Raw genomic sequence first — 22,343 nt, forward strand, 5'->3', positions numbered from 1 at the left:
CCCCGCCGCCGGCGGTTTGCGCACCGGCCGTGCCGGGCCTCTAGTGAGCGCTAACACTCGCCTGGTGCGCAAGCCCCTCAGCGATGTCGGATTGTGGCTTCCCAGGGGGTTGACTGGATAAATGTTAGCGCTCACTCTTAACGCCCGTGGCCCCGATCACATGAGGTCGGTGGCAGGGACGCATGGCTCACGATGGAGGACGACGCTGTGTTCAGGAGAATTGCCATAGCAGGGTGCGCCCTGGCGCTGGCCACGCTGACCGCCTGCGGAAGCGGCGGCGGCGACGGCGGGGGCTCCAAGGGGTCCGGCGGCGACAAGCTCGTCATGGGCTTCGCACAGGTGGGCGCGGAGAGCGGCTGGCGCACCGCCAACACCAAGTCGGTACGGGAGGCCGCCGAGAAGGCCGGCGTCGAGCTGAAGTTCTCCGACGCGCAGCAGAAGCAGGAGAACCAGATCAAGGCCATCCGCTCCTACATCCAGCAGAAGGTGGACGTCATCGCCTTCAGCCCGGTGGTGGAGACGGGCTGGGACGCCGTCCTGATGGAGGCCAAGCGCGCCAAGATCCCGGTCATCCTCACCGACCGGGCCGTCGACTCCCAGGACACCTCCCTCTACAAGACGTTCCTCGGCTCCGACTTCGTCGAGGAGGGCCGCAAGGCCGGCAAGTGGCTCACCGACAACGCCGAGGGCCAGGTCAACGTCGCGGAGATCCAGGGCACCACGGGCGCCGCCCCCGCCATCGACCGGCAGAAGGGCTTCAAGGAGGCCATCGCCGGAAAGTCCGACATCAAGATCGTGGCCTCCCAGAGCGGCGACTTCACCCGGGCCGGCGGCAAGCAGGTCATGGAGGCGCTGCTCAAGTCCCACCCGGACATCAACGTGGTCTACGCCCACAACGACGACATGGGCCTGGGCGCCATCGAGGCGATCAAGGCGGCGGGCAAGAAGCCCGGCACCGACATCAGGATCATCACGGTGGACGCGGTCAAGGCGGGCATGCAGGCGCTGGCGGACGGCGAGATCAACTACATCGTCGAGTGCAACCCCCTCCTCGGCGACCAGCTGATGGACCTGGCGAAGAAGGTTGTGGGCGGCGAGGACGTCCCCGCGCGCGTCGTCACCGAGGAGACCGCCTTCACCTCCGAGCAGGCGGCGAAGGTCCTCAAGGACCGGAAGTACTGACGCGAGCCGCAGCCCCGCCACCGGGCCGACCGGGCCCGGCGGGCGGGGCTGCTCCCCCCTGACGAAAGCACGGGTCATGACCGATTCCCCCGCGGCCGGCACCAGTCCGGTCGTCGACATGCGCGGCATCACCGTCGAGTTCTCCGGCATCAAGGCGCTCGCGGGCGTCGACTTCCGCCTGTTCCCCGGTGAAGTCCACGCCCTCCTCGGTGAGAACGGAGCCGGCAAGTCCACCCTCATCAAAGCCCTCACCGGTGTGCACCGGCCGACGGCCGGAACGGTCCGGCTGCAGGGGCGGCCGGTCGAGTTCACCACCCCCGGCCAGGCACAGGCGGCCGGCATCAGCACCGTCTACCAGGAGGTCAACCTCTGCCCCAACCTGTCGGTGGCCGAGAACATCCTGCTCGGCCACGAACCGCGCAGGTTCGGCGCCATCGACGGACGGGCCATGCGGGTCCGGGCCGCCGCACTGCTCGCCCGCATCGGCCTCACCATCGACCCGGCCTCCGTACTGAGCAGCCACTCCATCGCCGTGCAGCAACTGGTGGCCATCGCACGGGCACTCGTGGTGGACGCACGCGTACTGGTCCTGGACGAGCCGACCTCCAGCCTCGACAACGACGAGGTCGAGGAACTGTTCCGGATCGTCCGGGTGCTGCGCGACGAAGGCGTGGCGATCCTCTTCGTCTCCCACTTCCTCGACCAGGTCTACGCCCTCGCCGACCGCATGACCGTGCTGCGCAACGGCACCCTGGTGGGGGAGTACCTGCCGAAGGACCTCGACCGCATGGCGCTCGTCTCCGCGATGCTCGGCCGCGAACTCGGCGTCCTGTCCGAGGTCGAACGGCGCTCCGGACAGCGGGCCCCGGGCAGCGAGCCCGTCCTGACCGCACGCGGCCTCGGCCGGTCCGGCGCCATCGAGCCCTTCGACCTGGACATCCACGAGGGCGAGGTCGTGGGCCTGGCCGGCCTGCTGGGGTGCGGGCGCACCGAACTGGCCCGGCTGCTGTGCGGCGCCGACCGCCCCGACCGAGGCACGCTCACCGTCGCCGGTGAGACCGTACGGTTCCGGGGCCCCCGCGCCCTGATCGCCCGCGGTATCGCCTTCTGCTCGGAGGACCGCAAGGCCGAGGGCGTCGTCGCGGACCTCAGCGTGCGCGACAACCTCGTCCTCGCCACGCAGGCGGCGCGGGGCTGGGCGCGGCCGGTGCCCCGCCGCGTCGCCGAGGCCATGGTGGCCGAGTACATCGAGCGGCTGGACATCCGGCCGGCCGACCCCGACGCCCTGATGGGCAACCTGTCCGGCGGCAACCAGCAGAAGGTGCTGCTCGCCCGCTGGCTCGTCACGAAACCCCGCCTCCTCATCCTCGACGAGCCCACCCGGGGCATCGACGTGGGTGCCAAGGCGCAGATCCAGAAGGTGGTCGCCGAACTCGCGGCCGAAGGCATGGCGGTGCTCTTCATCTCCGCCGAACTGGAGGAGGTGGTCCGGGTGTCCGACAGGGTCGTGGTGCTGCGCGACCGGCACAAGGTGGCCGAACTGTCCGGTGAGGACGTCACCGTGGACTCCGTGATGTCGGCCATCGCGACGGACGGCCACATCGGCGCGGCGGTGGCCTCATGATGCGCGGACGCCTGCTCTGGCCGCTGATCGCACTCGCCGGCCTCATCCTGCTCAACGTCGTCTACACCCCGTCCTTCGTGGAACTCCGCATCCAGGACGGGCACTTGTACGGCAGCCTGGTGGACATCCTGCGCAACGGCGCGCCGACCATGCTCATCGCGGTGGGCATGACCCTGGTGATCGCCACCCGCGGCATCGACCTCTCGGTGGGCGCCGTCGCCGCCATCGCGGGCGCCATCGGCTGCACCTGGATCGCCGACGGCGGGAACGTCGCCACCGCCGTGCTCCTGGCGCTCGGCGCCTGCGTCCTGCTCGGGCTGTGGAACGGCTTCCTGGTCTCCGTGGTGGGCATCCAGCCGATCATCGCGACACTCGTCCTGATGACGGCCGGCCGCGGTGCGGCGATGCTCCTGACCGAGGGGCAGATCGTCACCATCAGCAACCCGGCCTACCGGAAGATCGGCGCCGGCTTCCTCGTCCTGCCGATCGCGATCCTGATCAGCCTCGCCGTCCTCGGCGGCGTCGCCCTGCTGACCCGGCGCACCGCGCTCGGCATGCTGATCGAAGCGGTGGGCGCCAACCCCGAGGCCAGCAAGCTCGCCGGCGTACGGTCCCGCACGATCACCTGGACCGTCTACGTGTTCGCCGCCCTGTGCGCGGGCGTGGCCGGGCTGATGATCAGCTCCAACGTCAGCGCGGCCGACGCCAACAACGCGGGCCTGTGGATCGAGATGGACGCCATCCTGGCCGTGGTGATCGGCGGCACCTCGCTGGCCGGCGGGCGCTACTCCCTCGCCGGCACCCTCGTCGGCGCGCTGGTCATCCAGACCCTGACCACGACCGTCTACACCATCGGCGTACCGACCAACGTCACCCTGTTGTTCAAGGCCGTCGTCGTCATCCTCGTCTGCCTGCTCCAGTCGCCGCGCATGGCCCGCGTCGTCGCCGGCCGGCGCAAGTCCCCCGTGTCCGCACCCCGATCCGAGAAGGTGGCCGCCGGATGAGCGCGTCGACCCTCGCCGCCGCGGGGCGGCGTCTTCCCCAGCGATTCCTGCCCGTCGTCGCCACCGTGGTGGTCTTCCTGGCGACCTTCGGCATCGGTTCGGTGCGCTACCAGGACTTCGCCTCCGGCCAGGTCGTGGCGAACCTGTTCATCGACAACGCCTTCCTCATCGTCCTCGCGGTGGGCATGACCTTCGTCATCCTCACCGGCGGCATCGACCTCTCGGTGGGCGCCGTCGCCGCGCTGTCCACGATGATCGCCGCAGCCACGCTGCGGGCCGGCTGGCCACCGCTGCTCGCCGTGCTCGCCGTCCTCGCGGCCGGCACGGTCCTCGGGCTGCTGATGGGTCTGGTGATCCACTACTTCGACGTGCAGCCGTTCATCGTCACCCTGGCGGGGATGTTCCTGGCGCGCGGGCTGTGCTTCCTGATCAGCGTCGAATCCGTGTCCATCGACAACACCGCCTTCCGCGACTTCGCCACCGGTACGTTCGTCCTGCCCGGCGACGTCACGGTGACGTACAGCGTGGTGGTGGCCCTGGTCGTGGTGGCCGCCGGGGCGTACGTCCTCCACCTCACCCGCTTCGGCCGCACCGTCTACGCGGTGGGCGGCAGCGAGTCCTCGGCCCGCCTGATGGGGCTGCCCACCACGGCCGCGAAGGTCGGTGTGTACGCGGTGAGCGGCCTCTGCTCGGCCCTGGGCGGTCTGCTGTTCGCGCTGTACATGCTCTCCGGCTACGGGCTGCACGCGGTGGGCATGGAGCTGGACGTCATCGCCGCGGTGGTGATCGGGGGCACGCTGCTCTCCGGCGGGGTGGGCTATGTGGCCGGGTCGACCGCGGGCGTGCTCGTCCTCGGCACCGTACAGGCCCTGATCTCCTTCGAGGGGACCCTGAGTTCCTGGTGGACCAAGATCGTCATCGGTGCCCTGCTGCTCGCCTTCATCGTGCTCCAGCGCCTCATCGTGCGGCAGCGGCAGTAGGCGTGGGGAGAGGGGCGAGGCCGGCACCGTACGGGACGGTGCCGGCCTCGCCCTTCGGTGTCAGCGGTTCAGCGTGAGCAGACCCGGCCGGTAGGGCAGGAGGCCGTAGTCGCCGCCGGAGGAGGGGCTGCGGCCCTGGTAGAGCAGCTGGAGGTGACAGGGATCGACGGTCATGGTCTGGTCGGCGCTGGTACGGATCAGCTCACCGTGGCTGATGTCGTTGGTCCAGGTGGCACCGCTGTTGGCCTTGCCGGCGAAGGGGTTGCCCTCGGTCGCGGCCTGGGGCGTCCACTGGCCGTTCAGGCTGGTGGCCGTGAACGAGCGGAAGTAGCGGCCCTGCGAGCCGATCGCCTCGACGATCATCAGGTACTTGTTCTGGCCCTGGAGCTTGTACACCTGCGGGGCCTCGAACAGGTTGTTGGTCGTGTCGCTCATGATGACGGTCGAGGTGGAGCCGAAGCTGCCGGGGAAGTTCCCGATCGGCATGCTCGCCCGGTAGATCTTGCCGTTGTCCCCGGCGAAGAACAGGTACATGTTGCTGCCGTCGCCGATCAGGGTCTGGTCGATGGGCCCGGTGCCGGAGCCGCTGATGGAACCGGAGAACAGCACCTGGGGGGCCGACCAGCCGTTGGCGTTCGTGGGGTCGCTGGACGTGCGGTAGGAGAAGGCGGTGCCGCCCCACTGGTAGGTGAGCACCCAGATGTTCTTCGGCGCGAAGTGGAAGAGCGTGGGCGCCACGGTCGCGGACGACATCGCGTTCTGCCCGGCCGACGCCATCTGCGGCCAGTCGTCGAACAGGCTGAAGTTCATCGACCCCCAGCTGGAGCCCAGGTCGTGGGTGGTGGCGTAGACGAGCTGCTTGCCGTTGTACGGGACGACCGTGAAGTCCTTGAGCGAGGCCCACCCGCTCCGGGGCTGTGCCAGCGCGCCGGTCGAGCTCCAGCGGTAGGTGGACGGCAGGTCGCACGCACCGGGCGTCTCGCTGCCGACCTCGACCAGCTTCCACTGCTGGTTGGAGCCGCCCCAGTCGTCGTACTGGACGACCTCGGCGTTGTCGGCGGTGGAGCCGCCCTGCACCTCCAGCGCCTTGCCGCTGTGGCGGGAGATGAGCCGGACATAGCCGTCCGAGCTGTCGGCCAGCCGCCACTGCTGGTTGGTGCCGTTCAGATCGCTCCACTGGACGATCGAACCGCCGTTGGCCGTGGACCAGTTGTAGACGTCGAGCACCTTGCCGGAGAGGCGGGACTTGACGCGGTAGTAGCCGTCCCCGGAGTCCTCGAACCGCCACTGCTGCTGGCTCTGGTCGTTCCGGGTCCACTGGGTGATGCGGGCGCCGTCGTTGGTCGCCAGGTTGTAGACGTCGAGCGCCTTGCCGCTGTTGCGGTTGACCAGCACGTACGAGGCGTTGGTGTCGACCGACGCGGCGTGCGCGGGCTGCGCGCCGAGGAAGCCGGCGACGAGCAGCAGGGGCGCCAACAGCGCGAGCAGACGCCCTGGATGTACGCGGAGCGGATGGGGGGAACGCATGCGGAGACCTCCTGGGGAGGGGTGGGTGGAGTGAGCCGGGCAGCCGGTGAGCGAGTGCGCGAAATGGGCAGAGTTCTGCTTCGAAAGATTTCGAGACGGCGTCAGCTCGTGTCGCCACAAGGTAGAAATGTTAACGCTCACAGTCAAGATGTCGCGCGGAGATCCGTTGAGCTTCGTTGGCGATTGCCGTGATGGTCTGCCCGGTTGATCGACCGAAATATTTCGAGAATTCTGCGGAAATATTTTCTGTCCGAGGTATTGACGATGCACCGTCAAAACCTCAATCATCCGTGTCTGAGGGACCGGGCACCCCCGCTCACAGACCCGTGCGGAGTACGGTCCGCCCGCTCATGACCCCCTGGGCGGACGACACTCGTCGCCGCGCGGCGGTCCTTCCGTGACGTCTACCTTGGAGGCACCGTCATGGGCTCGTACGCCCTTCCGAGATCCGCTCTCCGCCGGCCGCTGCGCGCGCTGCTGCCGGCCCTGCTCGTCGGCGCCATGGCCGCGTCCGGCGCACTCGTCGCACCCTCGGACGCCCAGGCGGCCGAGAGCACGCTCGGCGCCGCCGCCGCGCAGAGCGGCCGCTACTTCGGCACCGCCATCGCCTCGGGCAAGCTCGGCGACTCGGCGTACACCTCGATCGCGTCCCGCGAGTTCAACATGGTGACGGCCGAGAACGAGATGAAGATCGACGCGACCGAGCCGCAGCGCGGCCAGTTCAACTTCGGCTCCGCCGACCGCGTCTACAACTGGGCCGTGCAGAACGGCAAGAAGGTGCGCGGGCACACCCTGGCCTGGCACTCCCAGCAGCCCGGCTGGATGCAGAGCCTCAGCGGCAGCGCGCTGCGCCAGGCGATGATCGACCACATCAACGGCGTGATGGCCCACTACAAGGGCAAGATCGCCCAGTGGGACGTCGTCAACGAGGCGTTCGCGGACGGCGGTTCGGGCGCACGGCGCGACTCCAACCTCCAGCGCACCGGCAACGACTGGATCGAGGTCGCCTTCCGCACCGCGCGCGCCGCCGACCCGTCCGCCAAGCTCTGCTACAACGACTACAACGTCGAGAACTGGACGTGGGCGAAGACCCAGGCCATGTACAACATGGTCAAGGACTTCAAGCAGCGCGGTGTGCCCATCGACTGCGTCGGCTTCCAGTCGCACTTCAACAGCGGCAGCCCGTACGACAGCAACTTCCGCACCACTCTCCAGAGCTTCGCGGCCCTCGGTGTGGACGTGGCCATCACCGAGCTGGACATCCAGGGCGCCTCGCCCACCACGTACGCCAACGTGGTGAAGGACTGCCTGGCCGTCTCGCGCTGCCTCGGCATCACCGTCTGGGGCGTTCGCGACACCGACTCCTGGCGCTCCGGCGACACCCCGCTGCTGTTCGACGGCAACGGCAACAAGAAGTCCGCCTACTCCGCCGTCCTGGACGCGCTCAACGGCGGCTCGACCACCACGCCGCCCGACGACGGCGGCAACGAGGGCGACGGTGTGATCAAGGGCGTCGCCTCCGGCCGCTGCCTGGACGTCCCCAACGCCAGTACCGCGGACGGCACCGAGGTGCAGCTGTGGGACTGCGGCAACGCCACCAACCAGCAGTGGACGTACACCTCGGCGGGTGAGCTGAGGGTGTACGGCAACAAGTGCCTGGACGCCGCCGGCACCGCCAACGGCGCGAAGATCCAGATCTACAGCTGCTGGGGCGGCGACAACCAGAAGTGGCGCCTCAACTCGGACGGCTCCATCGTCGGCGTCCAGTCCGGCCTCTGCCTCGACGCGGTCGGCGCCGGCACCGCCAACGGCACCCGCATCCAGCTCTACTCCTGCTGGAACGGCGCCAACCAACACTGGACCGTATCGTCCTGATCCGGGCTCCCCGCACCACCCGCAGGGCCGCCGCCACCCACGCGACGGCCCTCGCGGCGTCGTTCCGCACGGCGCTCTAGTCGAACTGCGAGCCGAAGAGGAGGTAGCGGAGGGCCGCGTAGGGGTTGAGGACTGCCTCGGCGACCTCGCCGGCCCGCAGGAACATGCCGCCCCAGCCGTGGTCGTACTTCCACTCGCCGAGTTTCATCCCGGCGAACGTACCGACGATGCCGCCCACGGGGGCGCCGATCAGGCCGCCCGCTCCGCCGATGGGGGCGGTGCCGATGGTGCTCACCGCGCCCAGACCGACCCAGCCGGCGAAGAAGCCGCCGACGCCCCAGTCGCGGATGGTCTTCTCCCGGTCGGTGAGCTCGCGCTCCTCACCCAGCTCGGGGTCGAAGACGCGGTCTCCGGACGGACCCATGCCGCGGAAGCCGCCACCCAGACCGCCGATGGGCCGCAGGGGCTGGTAGGCGGCGACCGTACGCTGGGGAGCGGCCGGCGAGCCGGGTCCGGGCGGCGTGGGCGCCGTCAGCGACTGGGCGCAGGCCCCGCCGATCCACCGGGACATGCCGAGGGAGAAGCCGAGGTAGCTCTGCTGGGCGCGGGCGACGATGACGGAAGGGGATTCCGCGGGCTGATTCGCCGAGAGACCGCCGAAGACCTTGGTGGGCTGCGAAGCCGCCGGCGCGGAGGTTGCCAGGACTTCGTCCTCCAGGGCCTGGAGCAGCGCCTCGTCCTGCCAGTGGAAGCCTCCCGACAGCATGACGGCCGCCTCCCGCGCCTCGCCGCCGCCGGTGGAGAGCCGGATGAGGGCCTCGGCCTCCACGGCTCGCCGGATGAAGGGGTCCGCGCCGGTCGAAGGTCTGCGGACGGGCACCGCCGGGGTGCTGGTGCGCAGGGCCCGGAGCATGGAGCGGTGGATGACCTCGGGGCGTACGGCGGACGTGGTGAGGGTGCCGTGCACCCGCGCCACGTTCTGGTTCACCGCGTTGATGGCGGCCTCGACGCAGGCGTCGTCCGGCAGCGGCAGGGTGTGGGCCTCGGCGTCGAACTGGACCGCCGCGGCCGCGGACGCCGTCAGCTGACCGCTGAGCCTGGCGTCGCCGAGCCGTGCGGCCTGCTCCACCAGTTCCTTGCGCATGTCCGTGATGCCGGCCAGCAGTTCGTCGGCCTGATCCTGGTCGGTCTCGGCGACTCTGGCCACCATGGCCAGATCCGGGTCGGTCAGTACGGGCAGCACCGGGGACGACGAGAGCACCAGGTCCACCGCGGTCTCGGCGGTGAGGCCATCGGCGCTGCCCAACGCGGTGGTCAGGGGGGAGATCAGGAGACCGGCTCGGACCGCGGTCTCCAGCAGGAGTTCCGGCGGAGGCGTGGGGTAGCTCTTGGAAACGATGAAGCTCTTCGATCCGATGGTGCCGTCACTGGACTCCAGGGCCACCGACGTTCTCCTTCCGGAACAGGCGACGACGCGATCATGGCTGTGCGTTCGTGACCGCATCAATGACCCGACGAGACTATGCAGCACTCGGGCAGAGCATGCTGTTGGTTCGCATTTGATGAAAAATTGATCGATTTCGATCACTGAGCCGGGCCGGGGCTCGGGCGGCGGGTGCCCGGTCTTCCGGGCCGGTCGCCGGTCGCCGGTCGCCGGTCGCCGGTCGCCGGGCGCGCGGGGATGGTCACCGCGCGCCCGGCCTCATGGGTGGCTCAGGTGTTCATGCCCGCGCCGGACCACTGCTGGTTGGTGTGGCTGGGGGCGCAGGTCCAGATGCCGAGGCGGGCGCCGTTGCCGGTGGCCCAGCCGAGCGCGTCCAGGCACTTGCCGGAGTGGACGCTGCGCAGCAGCCCGTTCGGAAGCTTCTCCCAGCGCTGGTTGGCCGCGCCGTGGCAGGTGTTGAGGCCCAGGAGCGAGCCGTCCTCGGTCTTCGCGTACTGCACGTCGAGGCAGCGGCCCATGGCCCGGATCGTGCCGTCCGCGTGGATCGTCCACGCCTGGGCCTCGGTGCCGTTGCAGTCGTAGAGCTGGATCGGCGCGCCGTCCGCCTTGCTGGCGCCCTTGACGTCGACGCACTTGCCGGAGTGGACGCCGACGATCGGGCCGCCGACGATCGGCGGCATGGGAACGCAGTACATGACCACGGTCGCCAGGTACATGTTGCCGTTGTACTGGAACTGCGTCGGACCAGCCGGTACGCATCCCTGGTAGCGAGCCTGCTTGGCGATGCTCAGCGTGTAGCCGATCGCGTTGGCTTCCGCCATGGCCGGGGAGACGCCCCAGTCCTGCCCCTGGAAGTACCTTCCGTCCGCCGCGACGCCGGCGGGCGCCGTGTCCGGGGCCGGCGCCGCGGTGGCCGTTCCCGTCAGCATCAGGGCGGAGGTGAGTATCGCCGCCAGTAACGCGACGACTGCTCTGGCTGTTCTCACAGTGATTCCCTTCGAAGCGAATGGGACAGAACCCGGTCCACAACGGACATACAAGTGTGCGGCACTTGATCGGGCGGCAGCAGCTAAGCAGACATTCACCCCCAGGTCCGGACCGTCCCCCGTAATGGCTTGAAAGGGGAGTTGTGGCTGTTCCGGCCCTCTTGCGCCGTGTCGCACGACCGGTGGAACCCGAGCCCCGGCCGGCGCCGCCCGTTGTGTGCGTGGGGTCGCTCAGGCGTTGCCGTCGGTCGTGCGTGGGCCGCGGAAGCGAGCCTTCTTCGCACGGTTGCCGCAAATGTTCATCGAGCACCAGCGGCGGTTGCGGCCCTGGCTGGTGTCGACGTAGAGGCCCCGGCAATCGGGGTTCTGGCAGGACTTCACCCGGTCGCGCTGGGGGCCGCCGAGAAGGGTGACCGCTTCGTGGGCGACGCGGCTGAGCGCGCCGCGCACATGGTGTCCGGTGACGGGCTGCCAGCGCAGCCCGGTCGAGGTGAGTTCCGGGCAGAGCTGCTCGTCGCGCAGGAGCCGGTTGAGCACCCCTCGATCCGGCTCGGCCGTCGGCTCGTTCCGGGCGATGGCGGTGCCGATGCGGTGGATCGCCTCGCGGAGCCGCCGGGCCAGGTCGAGGTCCGCGGGGGTGGCGTGTTCGCTGCCGACGGCGATGTCGTTGGCGGCGAGCCAGTCGTCCAGCCGTGCCGGATCGGGCAGCCGCTCGACCGGGGTGCCGTGCCGGTCACTGAGCGTGGCGGTGAAGCGGAACGCGAGTTGCTCGTTGTCGAGCCGGAACGCGGGGCGGCTCGCGGCGGTGGTGCTCTCAGCAGTGGTGCTCGCGGCGACGGTGCTGCTCGCGGCGGTGGCGCTCGGGGCGTGGCCGCTCTGGGTGGCGCGATCGGTCATGGAACCACTTTAGGTGGTTCCGCCATGGAGCGAGAGAGGTATGGTGGAACCGCTTCAAGTGGTTCCAGTGTGGAAGGCGGATGTGATGACCGATGCGATGACCGATGTGACTGTGGTCGGTACCGGCGGTATGGGGGCGGCGATCGCCCGGAATCTGGTGCGGGCCGGGTACCGGGTGGCGGCGTGGAACCGGGACCCCGCCCGGCTCGCGCCCCTGGTGGACGCCGGGGTGGTGGGGCTGGACCGGCCGGGCGAGGTGTTCTCCTCGCCGGTGGTGTTCTCGGTGCTCGCCGACGACGCGGCGGTGAGGGAGGTGTTCTTCGACAGCGGCCTGCTCGACGCCGCTCCCTCGGGGGCGGTCCATGTGAACCTCGCGACGATCAGCCCGGTGCTGGCGGAGGAGGCGGCGGCGATCCACGCGGACAAGGGGGTCGGGTACGTGGCTGCGCCGATGTTCGGCGGGGTGCCGGTCGCCGTGGCCGGCAAGCTCAACATCGTCACCGCCGGGGCGCCCCAACCGGTCGAGCGGGTACGTCCGTTGCTGGAGGCGGTCAGCGCCCGGGTCTGGCCGGTCGGCGACTCGCCGAAGCGGGCGAACGTGGTCAAGCTCGCCGGCCAGGTGCTCATCGCCTCGGCGATCCAGTCGATGGCCGAAGCCGTCGCCATGGGGGAGCGGGGCGGCGTCGACGCCAAGACGCTGGTGGAGCTGTTCACTTCGACGATCACACCGGGGCCGGTGTACACCAACTACGGCGGGCTCATAGCTCGCCGGACCTACGCCCCGGCCGGGTTCACCCCGGCACTGGGACGCAAGGACGTCGACCTCGCCCGAGGCCAGGCCGCGTCGACCGGGCTCCGGCTCCCGGTGGCCGACCTGCTCTCCGGCCTGCTCACGGACGCGATCGAGGCCGGGCACGGGCAGGACGACTGGGCCTCACTGGCCGACGTACAGCGCCACCGCGACCTCGGCGAGGCCGGACGGTGACAACGGGAACACCGGTGACCACGGGAACACACGCGACCACCACGGCCGAACACGCTCCACCCGCGCGCCTGCCGTGGGCGGCGCTGCTGGCGCTGGCCGCGGCGGGATTCCTCGCCATCTTCACCGAGACCATCCCCGCCGGACTCCTCCGGCAACTCTCGGCAGGGCTGGGGATCTCCGAACCCGCAGCGGGGCAACTGGTCACGTTGTACGCGATCGGGTCGGTGCTCGCCGCGATCCCGCTCGTGGCCGCGACCCGACGGGTGAGCCGGAAGAAGGTGCTGCTGGCCGCGGTGCTCACCCTGCTGGTGTTCAACACCGTGACCGCGATCGCGCCCGCGTACCCGCTGATCCTGGCGGCCCGGTTCATCGCCGGTGCGGCCGCCGCGCTGGTGTGGGGTGTGCTGGCCGGGTACGCACGCCGCCTCGTCCCGCCGGCGCAGCAAGGACGCGCGCTCACCGTCACCGGGATCGGCCAGCCCATCGCGCTGGCCGCCGGAGTGCCGCTGGGAGCCTTCGCCGGCTCGCTCGTGGACTGGCGGTGGGTGTTCGCCGCGATCTCGCTGGCCGCGGCCGGCCTGGCCGTGTGGATCGGCACCGCCGTGCCCGATGTGCCCGGCCAGGCACCGTCGGCGCATCTGCCGCTGCGGCGCGTGGTGCTGCTCCCCGGCATCAGGGCGGTGCTGGTCGTCGCACTCGTGTGGGTGCTCGCGCACAACATCCTCTACACCTATATCGCGCCGCTGCTCGCCCCGACCGGACTGCGGCTCGACGTCGGCCTCGCGATCTTCGGTATCGCCTCCTTCCTCGGGATCACCGCCACCGGCCTGGTCATCGACCGGGCACTGCGGGCGACCGTGCTCGGTGCGCTCGTCCTCATGGCGACGGCCGGCCTCGCCCTGGCCGCCCCGACGCTCCTCGGAGCCGTGCTGATCGCGGTGGCGATCGCGATCTGGGGCCTCGGCTTCGGCGGCGCGCCCGCGCTGCTGCAGACGGCCCTGGCCGACCGGGCCGGCGAGCACACCGACGCCGCCCAGTCCGTATTCGTGACCGTGTTCAACCTGGCGGTGGCCGGTGGCGGCATCGTCGGCGGAGCGATCCTGGCGGGCCGCGCGGGTGCCCCCGCCCTGGCCTGGACCGCGCTCGGATTGACCATCGTGGCGTTCCTCGTGGTCGTCGCCCATGCGCGGGCGTTCCCGGCCACCCGCGCGGAGGGGTGACGGCCGCCTGGAACCGGCGGCCGATACGAAGGGCTACGTCCGGTTCTCGGCGCGAGGCGGCCGGGGCCGGGCGGTCGCCCAGGCGAGATAGGTGCCGGCGTCGGCGACGAGCTGCTCGTCGGTGACGCGGCCGATGCCGCTGAGGAAGTGTCCGCCGAGGTAGTTCATGCCGACGCGGACGGCGATGGCCTCGAAGGCGGCCGTGAGCTCGTCGAGGGTGCGGTGGTAGCGGCCGGTCCGGGTGTAGTCCTCGGCGGTCGACCAGGTGGAGACGGCGACGCCGAGCTCCTTGCCCTCCAGGGCATGGCCGCCGGGGCCGTACGCCCAGCCGCGCTCCAGGACCTGTTCGAGCCAGTGGTGAAGGATTCCCGGAGCGCTGTACCAGTGGATCGGGTACTGCAGGATGATCCGCTCATGGGCGGCCAGCAGCGACTGTGCGGCCGACACGTCGATCCGGCCCTCGACGGGACCGGCGCCGAGTACGTGGACGTCGACGGCACCGCTCGCGCCCAGGGCGTCGGCCCATGCGCGGTTCACGCGGGAGCGGGCGAGGTTCGGGTGGGCGACGACGACGAGGGGGCGGGGCATGGTCATTCTCCCTCCGCAGCGGCTGCGGTGCGTTGGTGTCCCGCACGTCGTCCGACGGCGGCGAGTGCGGCGAGTGCGGTGAGGGCCGCGGCGGCGAGGACGGCGCCGAACAGTGCGACGGCGGTGGGGAGTCCGAAGGCGTCGGACGCGTATCCGGTCAGGACCGCGAGAACGCCGGCGGGGACGTAGCCGCCGATGTTCAGTACGGCGTTCGACTCGGCGCGCTTGTCGGCGGGGACATGCGCGGCGATCAGCGACAGACCGGCGAGCTGGCCGAGCCCCTGGGCCGCCCCGGCCAGCAGGAACCCGGAGATCGCGAGCACCGCGGTCGGCGCGACCGTGACGGCGAGCACCACGAGAACCGACGCGGCGACCGCGGCGACGGAACTGAGCACGAGATGCGTACGGGTGGTCAGCCGGGCCAGCGCGAATTGCACACCGGTGGCAGCGAGGAACATGGCACACACGACCGCGCCGGCGGCCAACGTGCCGGACACACCGACCGAATTCAGCACGGTCGGCCCCAACGACAGGACGAACGAGGTGGCGGCGAGCCCCGGCCCGAACGCCCCGATGCCCCGCCGTAGTTCGCGACGGTTCCGCCGTGGCGGCGAGGGCCAAACGAACAGACGGGCCCCACTGCGCGCGACCGGCCGCCGCGGAGGCGGCGCGGCCGGACGCTTCAGTGGCAGCGCGATCGCCACGGCGAGCGCGGCCAGTTCGACACCCAGCACGACGGAGAACACGAGCGTCTGGGGCCGACGTGACGCGGCGGCCAGCCCGCCGGCGAGCAGCGGGCCGAGGCCGGCGCCGAAGACCATCGAGACGGAGGCGATGAGCGAGCCGGTGCGCCTCCGGCGAGCGGGGGCGAGGTCGACGACGGCGGCCATGCCCGCCGTGACCGCCGCGCCCACGGCGACCCCTGCCAGCAGGCGTGCGGCCAGGAGCCACACCACGTCCTGCGCCCCGAGGAACAGCACCGACGAGACCACCGCGGCCACCAGCCCCGGCACCAGTACGGCCTTCCTGCCGAAGCGGTCCGCCAGTCGGCCCGCCACCACGAGGGACGCGATGAGGCCGACCATGTAGGCGGCGAAAACCACGGTGAGCAGGCCGGAGTCGAAGCCCCACACGGACTGCCAGTGGGCGTAGAGCGGCGTGGCCGCGTTCGACAGCAGGAACACCCCGGTCACGGTCGCGGCGGCGGTCAGCGACCACCCCGGACCGCCCCTCCCGGAACCGGGCGCACACTCCGTGGGCGGACGATCCACCCCCGCGCTCGACGGTTCGAATATACTCGTACTGGTTCGCATGAAGGCGAACCTAGACTCCAGTACGAGAAAAGTCGAACTGCCATGACTGAGCTTCCGGCGGGCACCCTCGCCCCGACCTACCTCACCGCCTCGGAACCGGGCGATCTGCCTCCGCGGCTCCCCGAACCGGGTGTGGACGAGATCCGGCTGGAGAGGGTCTTCGCCGTACTCTCCGAGCCCCTGCGGCTCACGATCGTGCAGCGGCTGCTCCGGGAGGCCGAGGAGTTCGACCACACCTGCGGCTGGTTCGGCTTCAGCCGCCCGAAATCCACCCTCACGCACCACTTCAAGTCCCTGCGCGAAGCGGGCGTCATCAGCCAGCGCCAATACGGCCTGGAGCGCCGCTCCCGCGTCCGGCTGAAGGACCTCGACACGCGGTTCCCCGGACTGATCGACATGATCCTGACCTGGACCCCGGCCGAGTAACGGCGGAAGTCGTACGGGTATCGGGCCGCCGCGCCCGACGAGACCGGCCGACCGCCGCGCGGACCGTCATGGTGACGGTGATCACGGCCGCTGTTCGCCGGATGAAATCCCTGGGTAACCCCGCCAGGACACGCGACTCGTTGTATGGTAGGGAAACTGCCCTTGACCTGCAAGAACGCAGGCAGGGAGCCGATCTGTGGGAGTGTCCCGATGCTGCGCACCATGTTCAAGTCCAAGATTCACCGTGCCACCGTGACCCAGGCCGACCTACATTACGTCGGTTCCGTCACCGTGGATGCCGAGCTCATGGAGGCAGCGGATCTGCTTCCCGGCGAGCTGGTGCACATCGTGGACATCGACAACGGGTCCCGGCTGGAGACGTACGTCATCGAGGGCGAGCGCGGTTCCGGAGTGATCGGGATCAACGGGGCCGCCGCCCACTTGGTACACCCGGGTGACCTGGTGATCCTCATCAGCTACGCGCAGGTCGAGGATGCCGAGGCGCGGGCCCTCGTGCCGCGTATCGTGCACGTGGACGCGGACAACCGCATCGTCGCACTCGGTGCCGACGCCTCCGCGCCCGTGCCGGGCAGCGACACCGAGCGCAGCCCGCACGCGGTGCCCGCGGCGCGCTGAGGCGTCCCTCTCCAGCGAGACCCAGGGAGCAATCCGCCATGGCAGAGCAGACCGGGCCCGAGATCCGTGACGACCGGGCGGCGGGCAGGCTGTCCGCGTACGAGGACGGCGAGGCCGTCGGCGTCGTCGCGTACTTCGTGATGGACGGTGAGCCCGCCGGGCTCGTCGCCGTCCACACGGTCGTCGAGCCCGGACACGAGGGCAAGGGCATCGCCGGCGCCCTGGTCAGGGAGTTCTACGCCATGGCCGGGCGCGAGGGCGTGCCCGTCGTACCGCTGTGCCCGTACGCCGCCAAGTGGGCCTCGCGCCACCCCGACGAGGCCCCCGAGGCGCCCGAGGAGCTGGTGGAGCGCGCGAAGACGCAGCTCGCCTCGCACCCCGAGCTGTACTGACGCCTCGCACCCCGAGCCGTACCGAACCGGAAGAGGTGCGCCGCCCGTGCTGCCCGTGACCCTCGCGCTGCTGCACACCTCGCCGGTCCACGTCCCCGTCTTCGACGCCCTGCGTGACACCGACCACCCGCACATCGCGCTGCGCCACGCCGTACGCGAGGACCTGCTCGCCGGGGCCGTCGCCGCAGGGCCCGAAGCGGTCGCGGCCTGCGTGGCGGCGGTGGTCGCGGAACTGGCCGCCGAGGGCGCCGCGGCCGTGCTGTGCACCTGTTCCACCATCGGCGCGGCGGCCGAGGCGGCCGGGGCCGCGTGCGGCGTCCCGGTCCTCCGCGTCGACCGGCCCATGGCGGCGGCCGCCGTCCGGGCGGGCCGGGTGACCGTCCTCGCCACCCTCGCCGCCACCCTGGCCCCGACCCGCGCGCTGCTCGCCGAGGAGGCGGAGGCGGCCGGTCTGCCCGGAGCCGACGTACGCACCGTGCTCGTGGAGGGGGCCTGGGAACGGTTCGCGGCCGGTGACCACGACGGCTGTCTGGACCTGGTGGCCGCCGCAGTGGACGCGGTGACCGAAGCCGACGTCATCGTCCTCGCCCAGGGCTCCATGGCCGCCGCGACCGGGCGCACCACCACCGTGCTCCCGGTCCTGTCCAGCCCGCGCCCCGGCCTGACGGCCGCCGTGGCCATGGCCACGGCCACGCGCGGGGCGCGCTGAGCGGACGGCGCACGACGCGCTGCCGCAACTTCCCGCCGCCCATACGTATGGCCCCGCCGGGCGCGGGCAGCCGCTCCGGGAGACGGTGGAGGGGAGGTCCGCTTCGGGACACACCCCGAGATCCACCCCCGAAGTCCACCCCGTGATCCAGCCCGAAGTCCACCCCGATCGATCGGAGGCTCGAGATGACTCATCCGTTCCCCGACCCCGTGCCGCCGGCGCCGACCCCGGGACCGTTGCCGGGGCCCACGCCGCCCGCACCGACCCCGCCCGCCCCCACGCCTCCCGCGCCGAATCCGCCCGCACCGCCCGGCCCCGCGCCCGACCCGATTCCGCAGCCGCCGTCGCCGAACCCCGACCCGGTGCCGCCACCGGAGCCGGAGCCGTCCCCGGTCGGCTGAGCGGCGGCGGTCAGGCGCCCGACCAGCCGGTCACGCCCGGCGAGGCCGCTCCCGGGCGCCCCGGAGCCAGCAGTGCGTCGGCGTGCGCGAGGCCGCTCTCGGCCGACACGGAGTCCAGCGTCTGGGCGTCGCGTACCGGCGCGAACCGCACCTCCGGCTCCCCGCGCCCGCCCGTACCGGCCAGCTCGAACCCGTACACCGCCGGACGCGGCAGGCTGTTGTACGACCACGGGGTGGAGAAGTAGTACGCGCCCGTGTCGTACAGCACCACGAAGTCACCCGACCGCAGCTCGGGCAGCGGCCGGGCGTGCGCGACGACGTCGCCGGCGAAGCAGCACGGGCCCGCGACGTCCTGGACCACCGGAGGACCGTCCTTGGGCCGCCCCTCGGAGTCGAAGGCGCCCACCCGCAGCGGCCAGGCCTCCGGCATGAAGACCGTACGGGTGGCCGTCTGGGCGCCCGCGTGCGTGAGCGCGACACGCCGGCCGCCCGCCTCCTTCGTGTACTCGACCAGCGCGCCGATGAACCCGTTCTTCGCGAGCAGCGACCGGCCGAACTCGGTGACCAGCTCGTACCGGCCGTCGAAGAGGCCGGGCACGGCGGCCCGCAGCGCGGCCGCGTACGCGGCGAACGTGGGGCGGACCTCGTCGTCGGCGAAGTTCACCGGGAGGCCGCCACCGATGTCGAGGCCGGTGACCTGGCGGCGGCCCAGCGTCGCGTTGATCTCCTCGGCCAGCCGGTACGTCTCGCCGATCCCGGCCGCGATCAGCTCCAGCGAGCAGCCCTGCGAGCCGACATGGGCGTGCAGCCGGGTCAGCCAGGGGTGCGCGGCGAACGCCTTCACCACCCGTTCGCGCGCGCCGGGGTCGCGCAGCGCCACGCCGAACTTCGACGTGGCCGTGGCCGTGCTCATCGCGCCGATGGAACCGCCCCCGACCTGCGGGTTGACCCGGAGACCGATCGCGGACACCGCGTCCGCGGGCCGCAGCGAGGCGATCCGGTCCACCTCGTCGAGGTTGTCGGCGTTGATCGCCACGCCGACCGCCAGCGCACGGCGGATCTCGTCCCGCGTCTTGGCGGGCGAGTCGAGCACGATCAGCGAGGGAGCGAAACCGGCGTCCAGCGCGAGCCGCAGCTCACCCGGGCTCGCGACCTCGCAGCCCATCCCGCACCGGGCCAGCAGCCGCAGCACGGGCACGAGCGAGGACGCCTTCGCCGCGAATGTGTGCAGCACGGCGGGCACACCGGGAAACGCCTCGTGCAGGGCCGCGACCGACGCGCGCACGCCGTCCGTGTCGATGAAACCGGCGACCGGCGCGGTCTCACCGAGCAGACCGGCGGCCACGGCGTGGCGGACCACCGCCGCGACACGCGCGGACGGGGTGAGGGAGGGGACGAGGGCGGAGGATGACGGCTGCATGCTCATGGAGCCAGAGTCGGCGATGGCTGCCCCCAGGTCTCTGTCCGGAAGGCCAAGAACGGTGCGCCGGCTTGGCCGCCAGGCCAACCGCCGTACGCACAGACCGCAACCTACCCGCTCAGCCGCACGGCGAGGGTGACCAGCAGCCGGGTGTCGGGGTCGTCCAGATCCACCCCGTACCGCTCCCGCGCGCGCCGCAGCCGGTAGCGCAGCGTGTTGGGGTGCACGACCAGCCGCGCCGCCGCCCGCGCGACATCGCCCGACGCGTCGAGAAAGGCCGCCAGCGAACGCACCAGCTCACCGCCGGCCGCCAGGTCAGTCCGTACGAGGTCGTGCACAGGACCGCGCCCCGCCTCCCACACCGGCCGGGCGGCGTCCAGGACGCGGGCGACGTCCAGCGAGGGGCCCACGGCCGCCGCGTCCGCCGCCCGCAGCGGGCTCCCCGCGCCCACCCGCTCGCGCAGCACCCGGACGATCAGCAGCGCCTCCTCGCACGAGCCCCGCACCCCGGCCGCACCGGCGGCCACCGGACCCGCCCCGGCCAGCAACCCGGTGTCCCGGCCCGGACCGGCCAGCTCCCGCGCCAGCGCCACAACGCCTCGCTCCGCAACCCCGCGCTCCGCCGCACCGGGCTCCGCACCCCGCTCCGCGCCCGCGTCCACCGGCAGCAGCACCAGCAGCCGTCCGCCGTCGCGCAACACCCGCACGGACGGGCGGTACGTGGCCGCCTGGAGCGCCGCCACATCCAGCGCGCGACCGTCCGGAGCGGACGCGGCAACCGGCGGCCCGGCGTCGGAGCGCCCGGCGGCCAGGGGCTCGGCGACCACGACCGCGCACGCCGCGTCCGGCGACAACCCCAGGGACCAGGCGTGCGTACGGGCGTCCCCGTCCCCGTACAGCAGGCCGCGCAGGGCGAGTTCGCTGCGGCGGGCGGCGCCGCTCTCGCGCAGCCTGCGGCGCACCAGCAGAGGCGCGGCGACCTCGGCCGCCCGGCGCAGCGCGGCCGGCGCGTCCGGGCGCAGCGGGCGCCCGTCACCGGCCACCCAGATCGAGCCGAGGACCTCCGGGCCGCTGCGCACGGCGATGATCAGGCGTTCGGGTCCCTCGGCGTCGGCCGCGCGGTGGATCACGTCGCGGGACGTCCACAGCGTCCGGAGCATGCCGCTGCGCCGCAGCTCCGCGACCCGCCACTCGGGCACCCGGCCGCCCAGGATGGTGGACCGGCGCAGCGCGTCGGCGTCCGGCCCGGTCGCGGAGTGGGCCAGCACCCGCAGGCGCGTGTCCTCGATGGTGATCGAACCGCCGGTGTACTCGGCGACCGCCGCCGCCAGCGCGCTCAGGCTCTCCGGGCCACCGGCCGCTGTCCACCCCGTGCCCCTGTCGTCGTCCCGGCCCGCCCGTACGCAGGCCAGCGCGGAACGCAGCAGCGCGGCGGTGTCCGTCCAGTCGGCCCACTCCGCACGGACGAGCAGGGCGACCCCGGCCTCCTCGGCGGCGGCGACCACCTGCGGTGCGGCGGCCACCCCCTCCACCGCGCGCAGCACCACACCGGTCGCGCCCCGCCGCGCCGCCTCGCGGACGGGCCCGGCGGCCTCCGGTGCGGAGGCGGGCGGTCCGGTCACCAGGACCAGGCAGCCGTCCAGCGGCCGGGCCGGGCCCTCGTCGCCCACCGCCACGCCCCGGACCCCGATGTCACGGCCGGCGGGCGCGAGCAGCAGCCGCAGGCTTCCGCCGTCGTCGAAGGCGAGGACCTCGCGCAGCGCGACGGAGGGCTCCGGCGGGAGGGACGCACGGCTCGTCATGGCAGCCGAGCATACGAGCGCGCCGGGGCGCGGGGCAGAGTGCGCGTGCCCTTAGCGGTACGAGGCCCCATCCGTACCCGGTCCCGCCCGTATCCGGCCCCACCCGTACCCGGCTCTCACTCGTCGGCGAGGTCCGTGCGGCTGCACGCCAGGACGCCCGCCGTGCCCGCCAGACGCGCCGTCAGCACATCGGGGTCGCCGCGCCCCTGCACGCTCAGCGCCACCTCGACCGTCCGCTCGGCATCGTGCTGCGTACGCCGGCGCCGGTACAGATGCGAGCTGTCGGCGGACAGCGTGGTCAGCTCGGAGACGGCGAACCCCGTCTCCGTACAGTGGTTGACCAGGTCCCGCAGCGCGCCGAGCCCCTCGGTGTACGTGATGCGGTATCCGATGGAGGCGTTGCGCAGCGCGGGGAGCCGGTGAGCCAGGGGGCGTACCCCGTACGACACCAGGAAGTACGCGAGAGTGGCGAGCGCCGCGAGCACCGGCAGACCCGCACCGGCCGCGCAGCCCACGGCGGCGGTCAGCCAGATCGAGGCGGCCGTGGTGAGGCCCCGCACGGAGCCCCGGTGGACGAAGATGACCCCGCCGCCGATGAAGCCGAGCCCGGAGACGATCTGGGCCGCGACCCGCGACGGGTCCAGTTCCACCTGGCCGGTGACCAGGACGTCGGAGAAGCCGAACTTGCTGACCAGGGTGAACAGGGCGGCCCCGAGCCCGACGATGGTGTACGTGCGCAGGCCGGCCGCCTTCTGGCGGATCTCGCGCTCGATCCCGATCGCGCTCGACAGGACGAACGCGATGCCGAACTGGGCCGCGTGCGTCCAGTTCTGGCCGAACGGTTCGTTGATGTCGAGTGCCATGCGGCCTCCGGGTGCGGCGGGCCTGTCCGGCGGATCACGGGCGGACGGATACCACCGTACCCGGCGATT

At 71.8% G+C, this 22,343-nt stretch carries 20 protein-coding genes; 11 read left to right on the forward strand and 9 right to left on the reverse strand.

Features of this window, described 5'->3' with window-relative positions; translation table 11 throughout:
- Nucleotides 1-225 precede the first annotated feature (225 nt).
- From OG710_RS27685 to yjfF, 4 genes are all read left to right on the forward strand, one after another.
- A complete protein-coding gene (locus tag OG710_RS27685) occupies nucleotides 226-1,182 on the forward strand; it encodes an ABC transporter substrate-binding protein (protein WP_330242357.1) in 957 nt (318 codons plus the stop codon).
- Nucleotides 1,183-1,258: 76 nt separating this feature from the next.
- Entirely contained in the window at nucleotides 1,259-2,806 is a 1,548-nt protein-coding gene (locus OG710_RS27690) for a sugar ABC transporter ATP-binding protein (protein WP_330241767.1), read from the forward strand.
- On the forward strand, nucleotides 2,803-3,810 hold the full coding sequence (locus tag OG710_RS27695; RefSeq protein WP_330241768.1) for an ABC transporter permease: 1,008 nt from the start codon (nucleotides 2,803-2,805) through the stop codon (nucleotides 3,808-3,810). Before OG710_RS27690 ends, OG710_RS27695 begins: the two co-directional genes overlap by 4 nt.
- On the forward strand, nucleotides 3,807-4,790 hold the full coding sequence (yjfF, locus tag OG710_RS27700; RefSeq protein WP_330241769.1) for a galactofuranose ABC transporter, permease protein YjfF: 984 nt from the start codon (nucleotides 3,807-3,809) through the stop codon (nucleotides 4,788-4,790). Before OG710_RS27695 ends, yjfF begins: the two co-directional genes overlap by 4 nt.
- Nucleotides 4,791-4,850: 60 nt before the next feature.
- Here the strand turns inward: yjfF and OG710_RS27705 are convergent, their stop codons facing one another.
- The gene (locus OG710_RS27705; protein ID WP_330241770.1) at nucleotides 4,851-6,317 is read right to left on the reverse strand and encodes a non-reducing end alpha-L-arabinofuranosidase family hydrolase; all 1,467 of its coding nucleotides are present in this window, start codon (nucleotides 6,315-6,317) and stop codon (nucleotides 4,851-4,853) included.
- Between the two features lie 423 nt (nucleotides 6,318-6,740).
- On the opposite strand from OG710_RS27705, the gene OG710_RS27710 reads away from it, so the two are divergent.
- Nucleotides 6,741-8,192, forward strand: a complete 1,452-nt coding sequence (locus OG710_RS27710) for an endo-1,4-beta-xylanase (RefSeq protein ID WP_330241771.1) — start codon at nucleotides 6,741-6,743, stop codon at nucleotides 8,190-8,192.
- A 76-nt stretch (nucleotides 8,193-8,268) separates the two neighbouring features.
- Here the strand turns inward: OG710_RS27710 and OG710_RS27715 are convergent, their stop codons facing one another.
- From OG710_RS27715 to OG710_RS27725, 3 genes are all read right to left on the reverse strand, one after another.
- Nucleotides 8,269-9,636 (reverse strand): hypothetical protein, encoded by a 1,368-nt coding sequence (locus tag OG710_RS27715; RefSeq protein WP_330241772.1) that lies wholly within the window; start codon nucleotides 9,634-9,636, stop codon nucleotides 8,269-8,271.
- A 269-nt stretch (nucleotides 9,637-9,905) separates the two neighbouring features.
- The gene (locus OG710_RS27720; protein WP_330241773.1) at nucleotides 9,906-10,622 is read right to left on the reverse strand and encodes an RICIN domain-containing protein; all 717 of its coding nucleotides are present in this window, start codon (nucleotides 10,620-10,622) and stop codon (nucleotides 9,906-9,908) included.
- A 231-nt stretch (nucleotides 10,623-10,853) separates the two neighbouring features.
- Nucleotides 10,854-11,519, reverse strand: a complete 666-nt coding sequence (locus tag OG710_RS27725; protein ID WP_330241774.1) for a CGNR zinc finger domain-containing protein — start codon at nucleotides 11,517-11,519, stop codon at nucleotides 10,854-10,856.
- An 85-nt stretch (nucleotides 11,520-11,604) separates the two neighbouring features.
- Between OG710_RS27725 and OG710_RS27730 the strand changes: the two genes are divergently transcribed.
- Nucleotides 11,605-12,504: an NAD(P)-dependent oxidoreductase gene (locus OG710_RS27730; RefSeq protein ID WP_330241775.1), complete on the forward strand. Its 900-nt coding sequence runs from the start codon at nucleotides 11,605-11,607 to the stop codon at nucleotides 12,502-12,504.
- 14 nt (nucleotides 12,505-12,518) lie between these two features.
- Nucleotides 12,519-13,724 carry an MFS transporter gene (locus OG710_RS27735; protein WP_330241776.1) on the forward strand — a complete coding sequence of 402 codons (1,206 nt, stop codon included), beginning with the start codon at nucleotides 12,519-12,521 and terminating at the stop codon, nucleotides 13,722-13,724.
- 33 nt (nucleotides 13,725-13,757) lie between these two features.
- On the opposite strand, the gene OG710_RS27740 is transcribed toward OG710_RS27735, so the two are convergent.
- A complete protein-coding gene (locus OG710_RS27740) occupies nucleotides 13,758-14,312 on the reverse strand; it encodes an NAD(P)H-dependent oxidoreductase (protein WP_330241777.1) in 555 nt (184 codons plus the stop codon).
- Nucleotides 14,313-14,314: 2 nt separating this feature from the next.
- Entirely contained in the window at nucleotides 14,315-15,625 is a 1,311-nt protein-coding gene (locus tag OG710_RS27745; RefSeq protein ID WP_443064303.1) for an MFS transporter, read from the reverse strand.
- A gap of 42 nt (nucleotides 15,626-15,667) precedes the next feature.
- On the opposite strand from OG710_RS27745, the gene OG710_RS27750 reads away from it, so the two are divergent.
- From OG710_RS27750 to OG710_RS27765, 4 genes are all read left to right on the forward strand, one after another.
- The gene (locus OG710_RS27750) at nucleotides 15,668-16,051 is read left to right on the forward strand and encodes an ArsR/SmtB family transcription factor (protein WP_330241779.1); all 384 of its coding nucleotides are present in this window, start codon (nucleotides 15,668-15,670) and stop codon (nucleotides 16,049-16,051) included.
- A gap of 210 nt (nucleotides 16,052-16,261) precedes the next feature.
- The gene (gene panD / locus OG710_RS27755; RefSeq protein WP_093703943.1) at nucleotides 16,262-16,687 is read left to right on the forward strand and encodes an aspartate 1-decarboxylase; all 426 of its coding nucleotides are present in this window, start codon (nucleotides 16,262-16,264) and stop codon (nucleotides 16,685-16,687) included.
- Between the two features lie 38 nt (nucleotides 16,688-16,725).
- Nucleotides 16,726-17,079 (forward strand): GNAT family N-acetyltransferase, encoded by a 354-nt coding sequence (locus OG710_RS27760; RefSeq protein ID WP_330241780.1) that lies wholly within the window; start codon nucleotides 16,726-16,728, stop codon nucleotides 17,077-17,079.
- 55 nt (nucleotides 17,080-17,134) lie between these two features.
- A complete protein-coding gene (locus OG710_RS27765; RefSeq protein WP_330242358.1) occupies nucleotides 17,135-17,788 on the forward strand; it encodes an aspartate/glutamate racemase family protein in 654 nt (217 codons plus the stop codon).
- A gap of 411 nt (nucleotides 17,789-18,199) precedes the next feature.
- On the opposite strand, the gene OG710_RS27770 is transcribed toward OG710_RS27765, so the two are convergent.
- The 3 genes from OG710_RS27770 to OG710_RS27780 form a co-directional block, all read right to left on the reverse strand.
- The gene (locus OG710_RS27770) at nucleotides 18,200-19,615 is read right to left on the reverse strand and encodes a diaminopimelate decarboxylase (RefSeq protein ID WP_330241781.1); all 1,416 of its coding nucleotides are present in this window, start codon (nucleotides 19,613-19,615) and stop codon (nucleotides 18,200-18,202) included.
- A gap of 104 nt (nucleotides 19,616-19,719) precedes the next feature.
- A complete protein-coding gene (locus OG710_RS27775; RefSeq protein WP_330241782.1) occupies nucleotides 19,720-21,411 on the reverse strand; it encodes a PucR family transcriptional regulator in 1,692 nt (563 codons plus the stop codon).
- 116 nt (nucleotides 21,412-21,527) lie between these two features.
- A complete protein-coding gene (locus OG710_RS27780) occupies nucleotides 21,528-22,274 on the reverse strand; it encodes an MgtC/SapB family protein (protein ID WP_330241783.1) in 747 nt (248 codons plus the stop codon).
- Nucleotides 22,275-22,343: the final 69 nt, after the last annotated feature.

The organism is Streptomyces sp. NBC_00525 (assembly GCF_036346595.1).
Taxonomy (GTDB): domain Bacteria; phylum Actinomycetota; class Actinomycetes; order Streptomycetales; family Streptomycetaceae; genus Streptomyces.